Raw genomic sequence first — 16,225 nt, 5'->3', positions numbered from 1 at the left:
GCAGAGGCCTCAGCGGCCCCAGCCCTCTTGCCATTTGACGAAGACCTCGGTGCGCGACTGGGGCTCGCCCGCGGGCCGCGCGTGGCTGGCGCCCACGCTCCAGTTGCGCAGCGGCCCCTCGCGGGCCAGCCAGGTCAGGGTGCTGATGGTGTCGCGGTCGTCCCAGCCGGCCAGCAAGGCCTCGCCCACCCGCTGGCTGCGCGTGCGCTGGTGCACCAGGCGCAGGGCCTGGGCGGCCGAGGGCAGCAGCACCAGCTTGAGCGCGTTGCTGCGCTCGCTCAGGGCCCAGCCCCCGGTGGGCGATTGCAAGCGGCTGCGCGCGGCGCGCCACTCGGCCAGCAGGCCCCAGCCACCGATCGATTGCCGGTTGCTGACAAACACCGAGCCGTGCGCACCGGGCACCACGCGGTCGGCGTCGACGTCCAGCAAGCGGCCCGCTTCCAGCTCCAGGTTCACGAACGACAGGCGCGGGCCGGGGTGCGTGCCCAGGCCCAGCGACAGGCTGTTCGCCGCGTGCAAGGCGCCCCCGGTGCGGGCGCGCAGGCGCTGCAGGTTGGCGTGGCCCCACAGCTCGGTGTCGCGCGGCCCCAGCAGAAACCAGCCGGGCTGCACGGCCTGGCCCACGGTCTCGCCCGCGGGCACGCCGCGGCGTGCATCGCGCAGGGTGCGCACATCTTGCAGGCGCAGGGTGCCCTCCAGCTCGTAGAGCGGGAAGGCGCTCGAGGTGTCGGCCTGCGGGTGCAGGGCGTAGCCCGTCTCCAGGGTGCTGCGCCGGATGCCGGCCTGCGGCACGAACCCGTTGTCGTTGACGAAGCCGGCGCCGATGGACTCCCAATGGGCGTTGACCCGCCAGTGCTCGCCGCGGTGCCGCCACAGCAGCCAGGCGTTGTGGCTGCCCAGCGCCGCGGCGCGCTGCAGCTGCCCGTCGGCCCCCAAGGCGGTGCTGTCTTGGCTTCGCAGCAGGTGGCCGCTGAGCTGGTCGGTCGCGCTCAGGTGCCACAGGCCGTCGAAGCCGGCCACCGCGGTGTGGCGCCCGGCGCCCCAATCGCGCAGGCTGACTAAGGGCGCCAGCGCGCCGGACCCGCCGTCGGGGCCCAGGCCCCAGCGGTGGCGGGCGAAGAGCAGCGTGGACGGCAAGGTGTTGTCGGCGCTGTCAGTGGCATAGGCCCCGGGCCGCAGCCAGGTGCCGCCGGGTTCGTCGCGCATCAACAGGGCGGTGGCCTCGTCGTGCACGCCGCGCCAGGTGGCGCGCAGGCCCGCGCGGGGCGCGGCCACGGCGCGCGAGTAAAACGCCGCCAGGCCCCGCGCTTGGCCCCAGTCGTCCGGGGGCTGCTGGCCCACGACGTCGCTGCTTTCCAAAAAGAACGCGCGCTTCTCGGGCAAGAAGAGGGCGAACTGGGTGTTGCCGCTCAATTGGGGCGCGTCGAGTTCGTCCTGGGAGAAATCGGGCCGCCACAGGCCGTCGACCACCCAGTCGGCGCGCGGCCGCCATTGCAGGGCCAGGCCCAAGTTGCCGCGCTGCGCGCTGCGCTCGGCCTCGGTGCGCCGCCAGGTGCCCTCGGCCTTGACGCGCAGGTGGCTGGCCTCCAGCCAACTGGCCGGGAGTTCGGCCAATGCGTCCAGCGTGTGCATGTCGCGGATGGCGTTGGCGTCCTGGCGCTCGCGGGCGGTGCTGGTCAGGGCGATGGGCAACTCGCGCGGCACGCGCCGCGTGAAGGCGAAGCGCCAGGGCAGGCCGCCGTCTTGGGCGTAGCGCAAGTTGATCAGCGGCCAGCGGATTTCCACCGTGTAGCCGTCGGCCGTGCGCTGGGCCGCCGCCTCGACCTCGAGGAAGTCGGGCGTTTCGTCCTCGCCGTCGGTGGCCGCGGTGTAGACGCCGTCGGCGACCACGCCGGCGGGGTTGACGCGCAAAAACTGCGCGATCTGTTGCCGGCCCATGGCGTCGACCCACACCGTCACCGAGTCCTGGTCGGGCCAGACCTGATCGCGTCGCAGCAGCGGGGCCAGCAGGCGTGCCGGTTCGGGGTCGGTGGCGGTGATGGCGAACACCAGCGCATGGGGCTCGACCAGCACCTGCACGCGCGTGCGGTAGGCGCCGGCGTCGGGCCGTGAGTCGGGCCGGAACTGGCGGAAGGCCTCGAAGGCGGGCACCTCGCGCCACACGGCCTCGTCGAGGCGGCCGTCGATGCGGGGACGGGCTTCGTGCGGCCCGAGCACGTGGCCGGGCAAGGGGGGCGCGGCGAAGCTCGCGGCAGCGCCCAGCAAGACGCTGCCAGCAGCGCTGCGAAAGAAAGCGTTCATGGTGTGGGTCGGCCGCAGGGGGCGGCCTCGGGAAGGGGACGACGCAAGCGCCCCGGTTCAAGGGCGCGGCGGGAATTGGCGGTGGCGGCGCGGGGTGCGCCGCTCAGGGCTTCAGCAGGGGTGGAGCACCTTCAGCATGTCGTCCTCCTTGGGGCGCGGGGCCCTGGCGGTCGGGAGAGGCGCGCAGTGTAGGCAGCGTCCCAGACCCGAGCAAGCGTGCGGAAAGTCAGTCCGCCGCGCGCTTCTTGCGGGCCCGGCCGCTGAAAAGGCGGTCGTACAACGCGTTGGGCAGCAGGCGCATCAGCTTGGCCACCACGCCCATCTGCCAGGGGATGACGCGGTAGCTGTCGCCCTCGGCGATGGCGCGGAAGGCGCGCTCGGCGAAGGCCTCGGCCGGCATCAAGAACGGCATGCTGTAAGCGTTGCCTTGGGTGAGGGGCGTGTCGATGTAGCCCGGCACGATGGTCACCACCTTCACGCTCGCCGCGCGGCATTCCAGGCGCAGGCTTTCGCAATAGGCCACCACGCCACTCTTGCTGGCGCAGTAGGCGCCGTGGCCCGCCAAGCCACGGATGGCGGCGACGCTGGCCACGCCCACCAGCGCGCCGCTGCCGCGCTGTCGCATGGGCCCGATGAAGGGCTGGAAGGTGGCGGCGGTGCCGAAGAGGTTGGTCGTCACGACCTGCTGGAACACCGGCAGGTCGGCCGCCAGCGCCGTGTCCACGCCAATGCTGATGCCCGCGCTGGCGATGACCACGGCCGGCAGGCCCTGCTGGGCGATGCACTGCTGCGCCACGGCGGCCATCGCCGCGGCATCGGCCACGTCGGCGGCGTACACGGCCCAGCGCGCGGGGTCCAGCGATTGGGCGTGGGCCCAGTCGCTGACCACGCCGGTGCGACGCGCCACCAGGGCCAGGCGGTAGCCCGCTTGGTAGTAGCGCAATGCCAAGGCCTGGCCGATGCCGCTGGAGGCCCCGGTGATGAACACGACGGGCTGGTGGAGGGCGAGGGCGGTCATGGGGCGTTGGGTCCGGGACGCAGGGCCTTGGGCGGGAGGTCGGTGCGGCTGGGCCCGCCAAAGCGCAGCAGGCCCTGGGCGTGGTCGTAGTCGAACCCGCGCACTTGCATGCGGGCGCCCTGCCCAGTCTGCACCTGGGTCGCGGCGCGGCTGCGGGCGGTGCGCGCGTCCACGTGCACCTCCATGGCCTCGGTGTCCAGGCGCATTTCGGCGCGCTCGTCACCCGGCTCGGTGCCGGCCACCAGGCGCATCAGGCGCACCTGGCCGCTCAGTTGCAGCACGCTGCCGTCGCGCGGGCCCTCGGCGCGGGCGGCCTGGACCACCAGCCATTGGCCGGCGGTGTTGCGGGCGCGCAGGTGCACGCCGTCGATCTCGATGCGGTCGGTGTCGGGGTAGTGCCGCAGCACGTCGCCCCGCACCCAGGCCTGGGGCTGGCCTTGGGCGTCGAAGCGCTGCAACTCGAAGCCCTGCATCTCGTAGTCGGGTTGGTGCCGCGGCGGGATGGGCACCGTGGGCCCCTCGGGCGCGGGCGATTGCTTGACCAACCAGCCCGTGCCGGCCGCCAACAAGGCCATCACGGCCAGCGGCAGGTACTGGCCCAGCCAGCCCTGCAAGCGCCAGACGAAAGGTTGGCGTTGCTTGACCCGGCCGCGGGCCGCACCCGACAGCGGTGCGAGGGGGGAGGCGTCCGTCGGGGCCATCAGCGTCCGCCGTCCAGCGTCGTCAGGTGGCCCTGGAGCAGCGCGCCGTAGCGGCCGTTGGCCACCAGCATCAGGTCGCAGGCTTCGCGCGCGGCACCGTAGCCGGCCGGGGCCTGGGTGACGTGGTGGGCGATGGCCCGCACCTCGGCGTGCGCCTGGGGCGGGGCGATGGCCAGCGCAGCGCGGGTCATCAGGGGCAGGTCGGGCCAGTCGTCGCCCATGGCGGCCACGTCGGCCCAGTCCACGCCCAGTTCGGCCAGCAGCGGCGTGGCGGCGGCCAGCTTGTCGTGGATGCCGAAGCGCGCGTGCACCAGGCCCAGGTCGGCCACGCGGCGACGCACGGCGGGCGCATCGCGGCCGGTGATGACGATGGGTTCGATGCCGCCGGCGCGCAGCAGCTTCAGCCCGTGGCCGTCCAGGGTGCTGAAGGCCTTGAAGGCCTCGCCTTGCTCGCCGATGTAGATGCGGCCGTCGGTCAGCACGCCGTCGACGTCGAAGATCGCGGCCTTGAGGCCCAACGCGCGGCCTTGGGCGCGCAGCAACAGTTCGGGCGGGAAGGTCAGCGTCGGCTGCATCAGATCACCTTGGCGCGCATCAGGTCGTTGATGCCGATGGCGCCAGCCAGTTTTTTGTCGGCGTCCAGCACCAAGACCACGGTGATGCGCGCCTCTTCCATCAGGTCGGCCGCGTCCACGGCCAAGGCCTCTGCGCTGACGGTGCGCGGCGTGCGGTGCATCACCTCGGCGGCCGTGAGGCTGCGCAGGTCTTGGCCGCGCTCGATCAAGCGGCGCAAATCGCCGTCGGTAAAGATGCCCAGCAGGCGGTCGTCGGTGTCCACCACAGCGGCGCAGCCCAGGCCCTTGTCGGACATCACGCGCATCATGTCGGTGAAGGCAGCTTCGGGCGCCACGCGGGGCAGCGCATCGCCGCTGCGCATCAGGTCCTTCACGTGCGTGAGCAACTTCCGACCCAGCGCGCCGCCGGGGTGGCTGCGCGCGAAATCCTCGGGGCGGAAGCCGCGTGCGTCCAGCAGGGCCACGGCCAGCGCGTCGCCCAGGGCCATCTGCGCCGTGGTGCTGGCGGTGGGGGCCAGGTTCAACGGGCAGGCCTCTTGGTCGACGCGGGAGTCGAGCACCAGGTCGGCGTGCCGGCCCAGGGTCGACTCGGCGCGGCCGGTGATGGCGATGAGCGTAACGCCCAGTCGCTTGAGCACGGGCAGGATGGCGGCCAACTCGTCGCTCTCGCCGCTGTTGGACAGCGCCAGCACCAGGTCTTGCGGGGTGACCATGCCCAGGTCGCCATGGCTGGCCTCGGCCGGGTGCACGAACATGGCCGGCGTGCCCGTGCTGGCCAGGGTGGCGGCGATCTTGCGCCCGACATGCCCGCTCTTGCCCATGCCCATGACCACCACGCGGCCGCGGCAGGCCAGCACGGCGGCGACGGCGGCTTCCATGGGGGGGCCGACGCGGTCGACCAGGGCCGACAGGGCGGCGGCTTCGATGCGCAGGGCTTCGCGGGCGGCCTCGATGGCGCGGGGGGCGGCGGTCATGGGGTCAGTTTAGTGAGCGAGGGCCTCAGAGCGCGAAGTCGTAGTCGACGATCAGCGGCGCGTGGTCGCTGAAGCGCGGCTCCAGGTGGATCTTTTCCTTCTTCGCCGTGGCGGCCAGCCCCGGCGTGGCGATTTGGTAGTCCAGGCGCCAGCCCACGTTCTTGGCGTAGGCCTGGCCGCGTTGGCTCCACCAGGTGTATTGCTCTTCCTTTTGGTTCAAGGTGCGGAACACGTCGACGAGTCCGGCCTCGCCAAACAGGGCGTCCAGCCAGGCGCGCTCTTCGGGCAGGAAGCCGCTGTTCTTCTGGTTGCCCTTCCAGTTCTTCAGGTCGATGGCCTTGTGCGCGATGTTCACATCCCCCACCAAGATGAACTCGCGCTCGGCCTTCAAGGCCGCCAGGTGCGGGGCCATCGCGGCCAGAAAGCGGAACTTGGCCTCCTGGCGCTCGGGCCCGCTGCTGCCGCTCGGGAAGTAGCAGCTGATCAGGCTGAGCTTGCGCCCCGGCTTGTCGTAGCGCACCTCCACCCAGCGGCCCTCGGCGTCGAACTCGGGCGAGCCGAAGCCCACGATCACGTCGCTGGGCTCGTGGTGCACGTACATCCCCACCCCGGAGTAGCCCTTCTTCTCGGCGTAGTGGAAGTGGCCGCGCAGGCGCCCGCAGGTGTCGAAGGCGCCGGCCACCACGTCGCCCTGGGCCTTGACCTCTTGGACGCCCACCGCATCGGCCTTCTGGGTCTTGAGCCAGTCGAAGAAGCCCTTGGTGGCCGCCGAGCGGATGCCGTTGAGGTTGGCGGTGATCAATCGCATGGCAGGTGTTTCCTGGGGGCAACAGTGGGGGGCAGATTCTGCCGGCCGTCATCGTGGGGCGGGGCGCCCTCGGCAGAATCGCCGCACCCCGAGACGCGCCGCCATCCGACGGGCCTGCAGCCCGCAGCGGCGCCCCCAACTGGAGTTCCACCCATGACCCCTCGCTACACCCTGTTGGCCCTGAGCCTGGCCGCCGCCCTGCCTGCCCTGGCCCAAAGCACGGACGCCAAGGACAAGACCCAGCTCGAAACCGTGGTGATCACGGCCGAGCGCCGCGTCGAGCGCATCCAGGACGTGCCCAATGCCGTGTCGCAGGTCAGCGGCGACAAGCTCGACGCCTTGGCCTCGGGCGGCCAGGACGTGCGCTTTCTGAGCGGCCGCGTGCCCAGCCTGAACATCGAGTCGAGCTTCGGCCGCGCCTACCCCCGCTTCTACATCCGCGGCTACGGCAACACCGACTTCCGCCTGAACGCCAGCCAGCCGGTCAGCGTGGTGTTCGACGACGTGATCCAAGAGAACCCCATCCTCAAGGGCTTCCCGGTGTTCGACACCAAGGCCGTGGAAGTGATCGCCGGTCCGCAGGGCACTCTGTTCGGCCGCAACACCCCCGCCGGCGTGGTGAAGTTCGATTCGGTCAAGCCCAGCAAGGCCCAAGACGGCTACGCCAGCATCAGCGCCGGCACCTACGGCTCGCTGAACCTGGAAGGCGCCTTCAACCTGCCCCTGGGCGGCGATTGGTCGGCCCGCGTGTCGCTGCTCAACCAGCGCCGTGGCGATTGGGTGAAGAACACCTACGCCGCCGGCCCTACCAAGGAAACCGAGGGCTACCGCGACACCGCCGTGCGCCTGCAAGCCCTGTACGAACCGAGCAAGGACTTCAGCGCCTTGTTCAACGTGCACCACCGCGACCTGGACGGCAGCCCCCGCCTGTTCCGCGCCAACATCATCCAGCCGGGCACCAACGACCTGGTGGCCGGCTTCCGCCCCGATCGCATGAGCATCGACGGCGTGAACGAGCAGACGCTCACCCAAACCGGGGGCAGCGCCCGCCTGAAGTGGGCGCTGGGCGGCTTCGACCTGTACTCGGTCACCGGCTACGAGTCGGTCAAGCCCTTCTCGCGCGGTGACATCGACGGCGGCTTCGGCGCCAGCTTCCTGCCGCAGATGGGCCCGGGCTTCATCCCCTTCCCGGTCGAGACCTCCGACGCCCTGCGCGACCACCGCCAGCTGAGCCAGGAATTCCGCCTGGAGAGCACCGCCAAGGGCGGCTTCAAGTGGCAGGCCGGCGTGTACCTGTTCGACGAGACCTACGTCGTCGAGGCCAAGGACTGGCTGACCCCGCTGACCACCAGCACCCGCCAAGACAACCGCGCCTATGCGCTGTTCGGCAACGTCAACCAAGACCTGGGCGACGGCTGGTCGCTGCGCGCGGGCCTGCGCTACACGCAGGACAAGAAAGACCTGTCGACCACCAGCAGCAACCCGGCGCGCCTGCAGGCCTTCAATGGCGTCACGGCCAAGACCGACGACAGCAAGTGGAACTGGGACGCCTCGCTGGCCTACAAGCTGGACCGCGACACCAACGTCTACGGCCGCTTGGCCACGGGCTTCCGTGCCTCGTCCATCCAGCCGGCGGCCGAGTTCAACCCGCAGAGCCAGGCCAAGCCCGAGGACATCACGTCCTTCGAACTGGGCCTGAAGAGCGAGTTCTGGCAGCGCAAGGCCCGCCTGTCGGCCGCGGTGTTCAGCTACGAGGTCAAGAACCAGCAGCTGACGGCCGTGGGCGGTGGCAACAACGCCAACCGCCTGATCAACGCCAAGAAGACCAGCGGCAAGGGGGTCGAGTTCAACCTGGAGCTGCTGCCCGTGCCCGAGCTGCTGCTGACGGTGGGCGGCTCCATCAACAACGTCACATTCAAGGACCCCAACCTGCAGGTTGACGCCTGCGGCAACGGCTGCACCTTGCGCGACCGCGTGACCGCCCCGGCCAACCCGGCGGCCTTCAAGTTCGCGCCCACGGTCGACATCAACGGCAACCAGCTGCCGCAAGCGCCCAAGACCACCCTGAACCTGACCGCGCGTTACACCTGGAACTTGGCCAGCGGCGACGAGCTCTACGTCTTCACCGACTGGGCCTACCGCTCGAAGGTCAACTTCTTCCTGTACGACTCGGTCGAATTCACGGGCAAGAGCTTGACCGAAGGCGGCGTGCGCCTGGGCTACGTGTTTGGCAACGGCAAGTACGAAGCGGCGCTGTTCGCCCGCAACGTGACGAACCAGATCCGCACGACCGGCGCGATCGACTTCAACAACTTCACCGGCTTCATCAACGACCCGCGCACCTACGGCATCAGCTTCAAGGCGATGTTCTAAAGCGCCTCCGGGTTAACGCCCCCGTCAACGCCGCGCCCTGGGCGCGGCGTTGTTGTTTGTCTCCCTAGAATCGACCGACCATGTCCCAGGACCGCGCCGCCCAAGAGTTCATCGCCTTTGCCGTGCAGGCGGGCGTGCTTCGCTTTGGCGAGTTCAAAACCAAGGCCGGGCGCCTGAGCCCTTACTTCTTCAACGCCGGCCTCTTCGACGACGGCGCCAAGCTCGATCGCTTGGCCAGTGCCTACGCCGAGCGCCTGCTGCCCCACGTGGGCGAGTTCGACCTCGTGTTCGGCCCGGCCTACAAGGGCATCACCTTGGCCGCCGCCTTGGCCATGGCCCTGGCCCGTGCCGGTCACAACAAGCCCTACGCCTACAACCGCAAGGAAGCCAAGGACCACGGCGAAGGCGGCGTGCTCGTGGGGGCGCCCCTGGCGGGTCGGCGCGTGCTGATCGTGGACGACGTGATCAGCGCCGGCACCTCGGTGCGCGAGAGCATCGCCATGATCCGCGCCGCGGGTGGCACGCCGGTGGCCGTGGCCATCGCCCTGGACCGCCAGGAAAAGGGCGTGGCCGGCGGGCAAGACCTGCCCGAATCGGCCGTGCAGCAGGTGCAGCGCGAGCATGGGCTGGCGGTGCACGCCATCGCCAGCTTGGCCGACTTGCTGCGCTTCGTGGACAGCGCCCCGGAGGCCCGCCAGCACGCCGAGGCGGTGCAGGCCTACCGCCAGCGCTACGGGGTGGCCTGAACGTGGTCGCGCGGCGCCTGGTGGGGGCACTGCTGGCCTGTGCGCTGGCGCCGTCGGCCTGGGCCGGCATCTACAGCTGCACCACGGCCGATGGCCGCCGCCTGACCTCGGACCGTCCCATCGCCGAGTGCCTGGCGCAGGAGCAAAAGATCCACCGCAGCGACGGCTCGGTGCGCGAGCGCCTGCCGCCATCCTTGTCGCCCGAGCAGGCGGCCGCGCTGGAGCTCAAGCGCCGAGAGGAGGCCGTGGCCCGTGCCGCCCAGGCCGACGCCATGCGCTACGACCGCAACCTGCTGGCGCGCTACCCGAACAAGACCGTGCACGACAAGGCGAGGCAGGCCGCGCTGGACGACCAGTCCAAGGCGCAGGCGCTGTCGGAGCGTCGCTTGGCCGACCTGGCCAAAGAGCGAAAGGGCCTGGACGAAGAGGCGGAGTTCTACAAGGGCAAAGCCCTGCCGCCCAAGCTGCGCCGCCTCGTGGACGCGAACGACGCCGCGCGCGACGCGCAGCTCGTGGCGATCGCCAACCAGACCGAAGAGAAGGCCCGCGTCAACCGCCGCTACGACGTCGAGCTGGCCCGGCTCAAGAAGCTGTGGGGCGGTGCGCCGGTGGGCAGCCTGGGCCCGGCACCGAGCGCCTCCGAGTGGGAGGCGCCGGCCGGCGCGACGGGGGCCAAGCCGGCCGCCAAGCCGGAGGCCGCGGGCGCGTCGGCCGCCGCCACGCCCGGCCCGGCCAGCCGCTGAGGCCGGCGCTCAGCCGCCGAGCTTCTTTTTCAGCAGTTCGTTGACCAGGCCCGGGTTGGCCTTGCCCTTGGTGGCCTTCATGGCCTGACCGACCAAGGCGTTGAAGGCCTTGTCCTTGCCGGCGCGGAACTCTTCCACCGACTTGGCATTGGCCGCCAGCACCTCGTCAAGGATGCGCTCCAACTCGCCCGTGTCGCTCATCTGCTTGAGGCCCTTGGCCTCGATGAGGGCGTCGACGTCGCTCGACTCGCCGGCCCACAGGGCCTCGAACACCTGGCGCGCGGCGTTGTTGCTGATGGTGCCGTCGCCGATGCGGGCGATGAGCTTGGCGAGCAGCGCGGGGCCGACCGGCGCGGCCTCGATGCCCTTCTCCTCGGCGTTCAAGCGCCTCGAAATCTCGCCCATCACCCAGTTGGCCACCAACTTGGCCGGCGCGCCGGCGGCCTTGGCGGCCTCGTAGTAGCGGGCCACGGGCAGGCTGGCGGTCATCATCTGCGCGTCGTAGGCCGGCAGGCCGTCTGCCTGCTCGAAGCGCGCGGCCATCACGGCCGGCAGTTCGGGCAGCTCGGCCTTCACACGCTCGATCCAGTCGGCGCCGATCATCAGCGGCGGCAGGTCGGGATCGGGGAAGTAGCGGTAGTCGGCCGCGTCTTCCTTGGTGCGCATGGCGCGCGTCTCGCCAGTGTCGGGGTTGAACAGCACCGTGGCCTGCTGGATGGGCAGGCCGTCTTCGATGCGGTCGATCTGCCAGTTCACCTCGAAGTTCACCGCCTGGATCAGGAACTTGAAGCTGTTCAGGTTCTTGATCTCGCGCCGCGTGCCGAAGGGCTGGCCCGGCTTGCGCACGCTGACGTTCACGTCGCAGCGGAAGCTGCCTTCTTGCATGTTGCCGTCGCAGATGCCCAGCCACATCACCAGCGCGTGCAGGGTCTTGGCGTACTCGCAGGCCTCTTCGGCGCTGCGCAGCTCGGGCTCCGACACGATCTCCAGCAGCGGCGTGCCCGCACGGTTCAGGTCGATGCCCGACATGCCGTGGTAGTCCTCGTGCAGGCTCTTGCCCGCGTCTTCTTCGAGGTGGGCGCGGGTCAGGTTGACCGTCTTCTTCGTGTCGCCCACGTAGAAGCTGATCTGACCGCCCTGCACGACCGGGATCTCGTACTGGCTGATCTGGTAGCCCTTGGGCAGGTCGGGGTAGAAGTAGTTCTTGCGCGCAAAGATCGACAGCGGCGCCACGTGCGCGCCCACGGCCAGGCCGAAGCGAATGGCCCGCTCCACCGCGCCGCGGTTGAGCACCGGCAGCGTGCCGGGCAGGGCGAGGTCCACGGGGCTGGCCTGCGTGTTGGGCGCGGCGCCGAAGGCGGTGCTGCTGCCCGAGAAGATCTTGGACGCGGTGGACAGTTGGACGTGGTTCTCCAGGCCGATGACGACCTCGTAGCCACGGATCAGTTTCGGGGCGCTCATCTCAAACTCCGGCCGGGGCGGCCCGGTGCCAGTCGGTGGCCTGCTGCAGCGCGTGCGCGGTGTGTAGCAACTGGCCCTCTTGGAAGTAATTGCCCAGCAGCTGCAGGCCCACGGGCAGGCCGTGCGCGCCCGTGCCCACGGGCACGCTCATGCCGGGCAGGCCGGCGAGCGAGCCGGGCAGGGTGAAGATGTCGGCCAGGTAAGCCTTGACCGGGTCGTCGCCCTGCTCGCCCAGCTTCCAGGCCACCGTGGGGGCGACCGGGCCGGCGATCAGGTCGCAGTGCTGGAAGGCCTGCTGGAAGTCGTCGGCGATCATGCGGCGCAGCTTCTGCGCTTGCAGGTAGTAGGCGTCGTAGTAGCCGTGGCTCAGCACGTAGGTGCCGATCAAGATGCGGCGCTGCACTTCGGCCCCGAAGGCCTCGGTGCGGGTGCGCTGGTACAGGTCCAGCAGGTCCTTGGGCGACTCGGCGCGGTGCCCGTAGCGCACGCCGTCGAAGCGGCTCAGGTTGGAGCTGGCCTCGGCCGGGGCAATGATGTAGTACACCGGAATCGCCAGCTCGGTGCGCGGCAGGCTCACCGGCACCAGGGTGGCGCCCAGGCGCTCCAGCGCGGCCAGGCCCTCGCGCACGGCGGCGTTCACGTCGGCGTCGAGCGCGGCCGGGAAGAACTCGGCGGGCAGGCCGATGCGCAGGCCCTTCAGCGGCTGCTCGGCGGTGGCGCCAGGGCGCACGGCCTTCATCTCGGCGACGAAGTCGGGCGTGGGCTGCTGCAAGCTGGTGGCGTCGCGCTCGTCAAAGCCGGCCATGGCCTGCAGCAGCAGCGCGCAGTCTTCGGCCGAGCGGGCCATGGGGCCGGCTTGGTCCAGCGACGAGGCGAAGGCGATCATCCCGTAGCGCGAGCAGCGCCCGTAGGTGGGCTTGATGCCGGTGATGCCGGTGAAGCTGGCCGGCTGGCGGATGGAGCCGCCGGTGTCGGTGCCGGTGCTGCCGGGCAGCAGGCGGGCGGCCACGGCCGCCGCACTGCCGCCGGACGAGCCGCCGGGCACGCGGCTGCGGTCCCAAGGGTTTCGCACGGGGCCGTAGGCGCTGTTCTCGTTGGCCGAGCCCATGGCGAACTCGTCGCAATTCAGCTTGCCCAGGCTCACCACGCCAGCTGCAGCCATGTTGGCGACCACGGTGGCGTCGAAGGGGCTGCGGTAGCCCGCGAGGATCTTGCTGCCCGCCGTGGTGGGGTGGGCGGTGGTGACGAAGATGTCCTTGTGGGCGATGGGCACGCCCAGCAGCGGGGCCTTGTCGCCTGAGGCGCGGCGGGCGTCGGCGGCATCGGCCGCGGCGCGGGCGCCATCGGCGTCCAGGTGCAGGTAACAGCCCAGATCTTGTTGGGCGTCGGCGCGGCTCAGCAGGGCGTCGACCCAGGCGCGGCTGGTCAGCGTGCCGGCGTTCAGTCGGGCCAGGCCATCGGCCACGCCCAGGGTGTGCAGGTCGGCGCTCATTCGATCACCTTCGGCACGAGGAACAGGCCATCTTCCACGGCCGGGGCGCTGCGCTGGTTGGCCTCGCGCTGGTTGCTTTCGGTGACGACGTCGTCACGCAGGCGCAGGGCCACCTCTTGGACGCTGGACAGCGGCGTGTACAGCGGGGCGACGCCGCCGGTGTCCACGGCGCGCATGGTTTCGACGATGTCAAAGAAGCCGTTCAACTGGCCCAGCAGGGCTTCGCGCTGCGCCGGACTCGGGTCGAGCCGCGCCAGGCGCGCGATGGTGTTCACGTCGTCGGGGGTCAGGGCCATGGGGTGGGGCTCACAGGGCGGTTGCACGGTGCAACCGCCGGAAACAAAAAAGCCAAGCGGCCCAACGGCTTAGGGGTCGTTTTCTAGGGCGGCGCCAGGGGCGATCGGCTATTATCGCGGCCCCTTTCCACAAGGCCGCCAGGGCATCCTTCCCGAGGCGGCTTTGTCGTATTTCACGGCAGCCCGAGGCCATGCACCGGGCGCCCAGCCCCGATCCGAACCATGTTCCGTTCCCTGCGCCGTTACCTCTCGTCCGACCTGGCCATCGACCTCGGCACCGCCAACACCCTGATCTACGTCCGCGACAAGGGCATCGTGCTGGACGAGCCCTCGGTGGTCGCCATCCGCCACGAGGGCGGCCCCAACGGCAAGAAGACCATCCAAGCCGTGGGCAAGGAAGCCAAGGCCATGCTGGGCAAGGTGCCCGGCAACATCGAGGCCATCCGCCCGATGAAGGACGGCGTGATCGCCGATTTCGTCGTCACCGAGCAGATGATCAAGCAGTTCATCCGCATGGTGCATCCGCAAAGCATGATGCGCCCGAGCCCGCGCATCATCATCTGCGTGCCCTGCGGCTCAACCCAGGTGGAAAAGCGCGCGATCCGCGACGCCGCCCTGGGCGCCGGCGCCAGCGAGGTCTACCTGATCGAAGAACCGATGGCCGCCGCGATCGGCGCCGGCCTGCCGGTGAGCGAGGCCGCCGGCTCGATGGTCATCGACATCGGTGGCGGCACGACGGAAGTCGGCGTCGTGTCCTTGGGTGGCATGGTCTACAAGGGCAGCGTGCGCGTGGGCGGCGACAAGTTCGACGAGGCCATCATCAACTACATCCGCCGCAACTACGGCATGTTGATCGGCGAGCCCACGGCCGAGGCCATCAAGAAGCAGATCGGCTCGGCCTTCCCGGGCAGCGAGGTGCGCGAGATGGAGGTCAAGGGCCGCAACCTCAGCGAGGGCGTGCCGCGCAGCTTCACCATCAGCAGCAACGAGATCCTCGAGGCCCTGACCGACCCGCTGAACCAGATCGTCTCCGCCGTGAAGAACGCGCTGGAGCAAACCCCGCCGGAGCTGGGCGCCGACATCGCCGACCGCGGCATGATGCTCACCGGCGGTGGCGCTCTGCTGCGCGACCTGGACCGCCTGCTGCGCGAAGAAACCGGCCTGCCGGTGCTGGTGGCCGAAGACCCGCTGACCTGCGTGGTGCGCGGCTGCGGCATGGCCCTGGAACGCATGGAGCGCCTGGGCTCGATCTTCACGAGCGACTGACCTTCCGGGAGGGGGCATGTCCCTCGGCACGCTCGACCGCCGCCCGCCGCCGCTGTTTCGGCAAGGCACCTCGGCGCTGAACAAACTGCTGCTCTGCGGGGCCCTGGCCGTCCTGCTGATGGTGGCCGACACCCGCTGGGGCCTGACCGGCCCGCTGCGCTCGGCCCTGGCCACGGTGCTGGCGCCGGTGCAGCGCGTGCTGCTGTCGCCGCTGCAGGCCTTCGAGAACCTGGGCGATCGCTTGCGCGGCGCCGAGGCGGCGATGAAGGCCGAGGCCGAGGCCCGGGAGCGTCTGGCCGCGCAAGCCTTGGTGCTGGCCCGCTCGCGCAATCTCCAGGCCGAGAACGAACACCTGCGGCGGCTCTTGGCCCTGCGCGACACCCTGCCGGTGCAAACCTTGGCGGCCGAGGTCCTGTTCGAGTCGGGCGACCTGTACGCCCGCCGGGTGGTCATCGACCGCGGGGCCCGCGACGCCTTGCACCCTGGCGCGCCGGTGATCGACGAGCGCGGCGTGCTGGGGCAGTTGCAGCGCGTGCACGCGGGCACCTCGGAGTTGGTCTTGTTGACCGACCGCGACAGCAGCATTCCCGTGCAGAACGCGCGCAGCCAGGCGCTGCACATCGCCGTGGGCGGCGAGCGCAGCGCCGGCTTGGAGTTGCGATTCGTGGCCGCCAACGCCGACATCCGCGAGGGCGACGTGCTGCGCACCTCGGGCCTGGACGGCGTCTACCCGCCGGGCCTGCCCGTGGCGCGGGTGGAATCGGTGCAGCGCCAGGCCGACAGCGTGTTCGCCAAAGTCACGGCGCGCCCCTACGCGGTGGCCGACCGGGCGCGGCAGGTGCTGGTGCTGCGGCCCCTGCCTGGCGTGGCCGAGGCGCGTGCCGAGGCCGCGCTGGCGCCGCCGCCAGCGGCGCGTCCGCCCGCGAAGGGAAGCCGGCCATGATCATGCCGCGTGGTGCCGGGCAACTGCTGCTGCCGGCGCGCCCTTGGTTCATCGCCTTGAGCCTGTTCCTGGCGATGCTGCTGGACATGGTGCCCGTGGGCCGGGAGGCGGCCTGGCCCAGTGCTTTGGCGCTGGTGCTGGTCTTTTGGAACGTGCACCAGCCGCGCCGGGTGGGCGTGGGCTGGGCCTTCGCCTTGGGGCTGCTCATGGACGTGCACCAAGGCGCGCTGTTGGGCCAGCACGCCCTGGCCTTCAGCCTGCTGGCCTTTTTGGCCGTGACCCTGCACCGCCGCCTGCTCTGGTTCGGGGTGCTCGAGCAGTCCTTGCAGGTGCTCTTGCTCCTGGCCTTGGCCCATGCCGTGCAAGCGGGGGTGCGTCTGCTGGCGGGGGGCATGGCCCCGGGCTGGACCCTGTTGTTGGCCCCGGTCATCGAGGCCCTGCTGTGGCCCCTGGCCACCTGGTTGCTGCTGGCGCCGCAGCGACGCGCGCCCGACCGCGACGCCCACCGTCCGCTCTGAGGCGCCCGCA

At 70.7% G+C, this 16,225-nt stretch carries 15 protein-coding genes; 6 read left to right on the top strand and 9 right to left on the bottom strand.

Translation table 11 applies throughout. The annotated features are described in order from the left end of the window. Positions 1-9: 9 nt before the first annotated feature. The 6 genes from EOD73_RS13490 to EOD73_RS13465 form a co-directional block, all read right to left on the bottom strand. On the bottom strand, positions 10-2,301 hold the full coding sequence (locus EOD73_RS13490; RefSeq protein ID WP_127683555.1) for a DOMON domain-containing protein: 2,292 nt from the start codon (positions 2,299-2,301) through the stop codon (positions 10-12). Between the two features lie 226 nt (positions 2,302-2,527). Further along, on the bottom strand, positions 2,528-3,319 hold the full coding sequence (locus EOD73_RS13485) for an SDR family oxidoreductase (RefSeq protein WP_127683554.1): 792 nt from the start codon (positions 3,317-3,319) through the stop codon (positions 2,528-2,530). Next, positions 3,316-4,020: an LPS export ABC transporter periplasmic protein LptC gene (gene lptC / locus EOD73_RS13480; RefSeq protein WP_127683553.1), complete on the bottom strand. Its 705-nt coding sequence runs from the start codon at positions 4,018-4,020 to the stop codon at positions 3,316-3,318. Before lptC ends, EOD73_RS13485 begins: the two co-directional genes overlap by 4 nt. Beyond that, positions 4,020-4,595 carry a KdsC family phosphatase gene (locus EOD73_RS13475; protein WP_127683552.1) on the bottom strand — a complete coding sequence of 192 codons (576 nt, stop codon included), beginning with the start codon at positions 4,593-4,595 and terminating at the stop codon, positions 4,020-4,022. The genes lptC and EOD73_RS13475 overlap by 1 nt, the downstream gene beginning before the upstream one ends. Then, the gene (locus EOD73_RS13470; RefSeq protein WP_127683551.1) at positions 4,595-5,569 is read right to left on the bottom strand and encodes a KpsF/GutQ family sugar-phosphate isomerase; all 975 of its coding nucleotides are present in this window, start codon (positions 5,567-5,569) and stop codon (positions 4,595-4,597) included. Before EOD73_RS13470 ends, EOD73_RS13475 begins: the two co-directional genes overlap by 1 nt. 25 nt (positions 5,570-5,594) lie before the next feature. Beyond that, positions 5,595-6,377, bottom strand: coding sequence for an exodeoxyribonuclease III (locus EOD73_RS13465; RefSeq protein WP_127683550.1), 783 nt, complete (start codon positions 6,375-6,377; stop codon positions 5,595-5,597). Between the two features lie 153 nt (positions 6,378-6,530). Between EOD73_RS13465 and EOD73_RS13460 the strand changes: the two genes are divergently transcribed. The 3 genes from EOD73_RS13460 (at position 6,531) to EOD73_RS13450 (ending at position 10,239) form a co-directional block, all read left to right on the top strand. Next, positions 6,531-8,750: a TonB-dependent receptor gene (locus EOD73_RS13460; RefSeq protein ID WP_127683549.1), complete on the top strand. Its 2,220-nt coding sequence runs from the start codon at positions 6,531-6,533 to the stop codon at positions 8,748-8,750. 80 nt (positions 8,751-8,830) lie between these two features. Then, the gene (gene pyrE / locus EOD73_RS13455) at positions 8,831-9,496 is read left to right on the top strand and encodes an orotate phosphoribosyltransferase (RefSeq protein ID WP_127683548.1); all 666 of its coding nucleotides are present in this window, start codon (positions 8,831-8,833) and stop codon (positions 9,494-9,496) included. Between the two features lie 2 nt (positions 9,497-9,498). Next, a complete protein-coding gene (locus EOD73_RS13450) occupies positions 9,499-10,239 on the top strand; it encodes a DUF4124 domain-containing protein (RefSeq protein WP_240660713.1) in 741 nt (246 codons plus the stop codon). 9 nt (positions 10,240-10,248) lie between these two features. Here the strand turns inward: EOD73_RS13450 and gatB are convergent, their stop codons facing one another. From gatB to gatC, 3 genes are read right to left on the bottom strand one after another with little or no spacing between them, the layout of a single operon-like run. Further along, complete coding sequence (gatB, locus tag EOD73_RS13445; RefSeq protein WP_127683547.1) at positions 10,249-11,700, bottom strand: Asp-tRNA(Asn)/Glu-tRNA(Gln) amidotransferase subunit GatB; 1,452 nt, start codon at positions 11,698-11,700, stop codon at positions 10,249-10,251. A gap of 1 nt (position 11,701) precedes the next feature. Further along, positions 11,702-13,192, bottom strand: a complete 1,491-nt coding sequence (gene gatA / locus EOD73_RS13440; RefSeq protein WP_127683546.1) for an Asp-tRNA(Asn)/Glu-tRNA(Gln) amidotransferase subunit GatA — start codon at positions 13,190-13,192, stop codon at positions 11,702-11,704. Beyond that, on the bottom strand, positions 13,189-13,488 hold the full coding sequence (gene gatC / locus EOD73_RS13435; protein ID WP_127683545.1) for an Asp-tRNA(Asn)/Glu-tRNA(Gln) amidotransferase subunit GatC: 300 nt from the start codon (positions 13,486-13,488) through the stop codon (positions 13,189-13,191). The genes gatA and gatC overlap by 4 nt, the downstream gene beginning before the upstream one ends. A gap of 222 nt (positions 13,489-13,710) precedes the next feature. Between gatC and EOD73_RS13430 the strand changes: the two genes are divergently transcribed. The 3 genes from EOD73_RS13430 to mreD are packed head-to-tail and all read left to right on the top strand — an operon-like array spanning position 13,711 to position 16,215. After that, the gene (locus EOD73_RS13430) at positions 13,711-14,754 is read left to right on the top strand and encodes a rod shape-determining protein (protein WP_127683544.1); all 1,044 of its coding nucleotides are present in this window, start codon (positions 13,711-13,713) and stop codon (positions 14,752-14,754) included. A 16-nt stretch (positions 14,755-14,770) separates the two neighbouring features. After that, on the top strand, positions 14,771-15,697 hold the full coding sequence (gene mreC, locus EOD73_RS13425) for a rod shape-determining protein MreC (RefSeq protein ID WP_127683543.1): 927 nt from the start codon (positions 14,771-14,773) through the stop codon (positions 15,695-15,697). Further along, entirely contained in the window at positions 15,694-16,215 is a 522-nt protein-coding gene (gene mreD, locus EOD73_RS13420) for a rod shape-determining protein MreD (RefSeq protein WP_127683542.1), read from the top strand. The genes mreC and mreD overlap by 4 nt, the downstream gene beginning before the upstream one ends. The last annotated feature ends 10 nt before the right edge of the window (positions 16,216-16,225 follow it).

It is taken from the genome of Inhella crocodyli (assembly GCF_004004565.1).
GTDB classification, from domain to species: domain Bacteria; phylum Pseudomonadota; class Gammaproteobacteria; order Burkholderiales; family Burkholderiaceae_C; genus Inhella; species Inhella crocodyli.
The sequence above is the reverse complement of the archived record's forward strand: the minus strand, read 5'-3'. Positions and strand labels throughout refer to the sequence as shown.

Excerpts from the sequence above, each read along its gene's own strand:
- EOD73_RS13490 (WP_127683555.1), bottom strand. The coding sequence starts at position 2,301 with ATGAACGCTTTCTTTCGCAGCGCTGCTGGCAGCGTCTTGCTGGGCGCT.
- EOD73_RS13485 (WP_127683554.1), bottom strand. The coding sequence starts at position 3,319 with ATGACCGCCCTCGCCCTCCACCAGCCCGTCGTGTTCATCACCGGGGCC.
- lptC (WP_127683553.1), bottom strand. The coding sequence starts at position 4,020 with ATGGCCCCGACGGACGCCTCCCCCCTCGCACCGCTGTCGGGTGCGGCC.
- EOD73_RS13475 (WP_127683552.1), bottom strand. The coding sequence starts at position 4,595 with ATGCAGCCGACGCTGACCTTCCCGCCCGAACTGTTGCTGCGCGCCCAA.
- EOD73_RS13470 (WP_127683551.1), bottom strand. The coding sequence starts at position 5,569 with ATGACCGCCGCCCCCCGCGCCATCGAGGCCGCCCGCGAAGCCCTGCGC.
- EOD73_RS13465 (WP_127683550.1), bottom strand. The coding sequence starts at position 6,377 with ATGCGATTGATCACCGCCAACCTCAACGGCATCCGCTCGGCGGCCACC.
- EOD73_RS13460 (WP_127683549.1), top strand. The coding sequence starts at position 6,531 with ATGACCCCTCGCTACACCCTGTTGGCCCTGAGCCTGGCCGCCGCCCTG.
- pyrE (WP_127683548.1), top strand. The coding sequence starts at position 8,831 with ATGTCCCAGGACCGCGCCGCCCAAGAGTTCATCGCCTTTGCCGTGCAG.
- gatB (WP_127683547.1), bottom strand. The coding sequence starts at position 11,700 with ATGAGCGCCCCGAAACTGATCCGTGGCTACGAGGTCGTCATCGGCCTG.
- gatA (WP_127683546.1), bottom strand. The coding sequence starts at position 13,192 with ATGAGCGCCGACCTGCACACCCTGGGCGTGGCCGATGGCCTGGCCCGA.
- gatC (WP_127683545.1), bottom strand. The coding sequence starts at position 13,488 with ATGGCCCTGACCCCCGACGACGTGAACACCATCGCGCGCCTGGCGCGG.
- EOD73_RS13430 (WP_127683544.1), top strand. The coding sequence starts at position 13,711 with ATGTTCCGTTCCCTGCGCCGTTACCTCTCGTCCGACCTGGCCATCGAC.
- mreC (WP_127683543.1), top strand. The coding sequence starts at position 14,771 with ATGTCCCTCGGCACGCTCGACCGCCGCCCGCCGCCGCTGTTTCGGCAA.
- mreD (WP_127683542.1), top strand. The coding sequence starts at position 15,694 with ATGATCATGCCGCGTGGTGCCGGGCAACTGCTGCTGCCGGCGCGCCCT.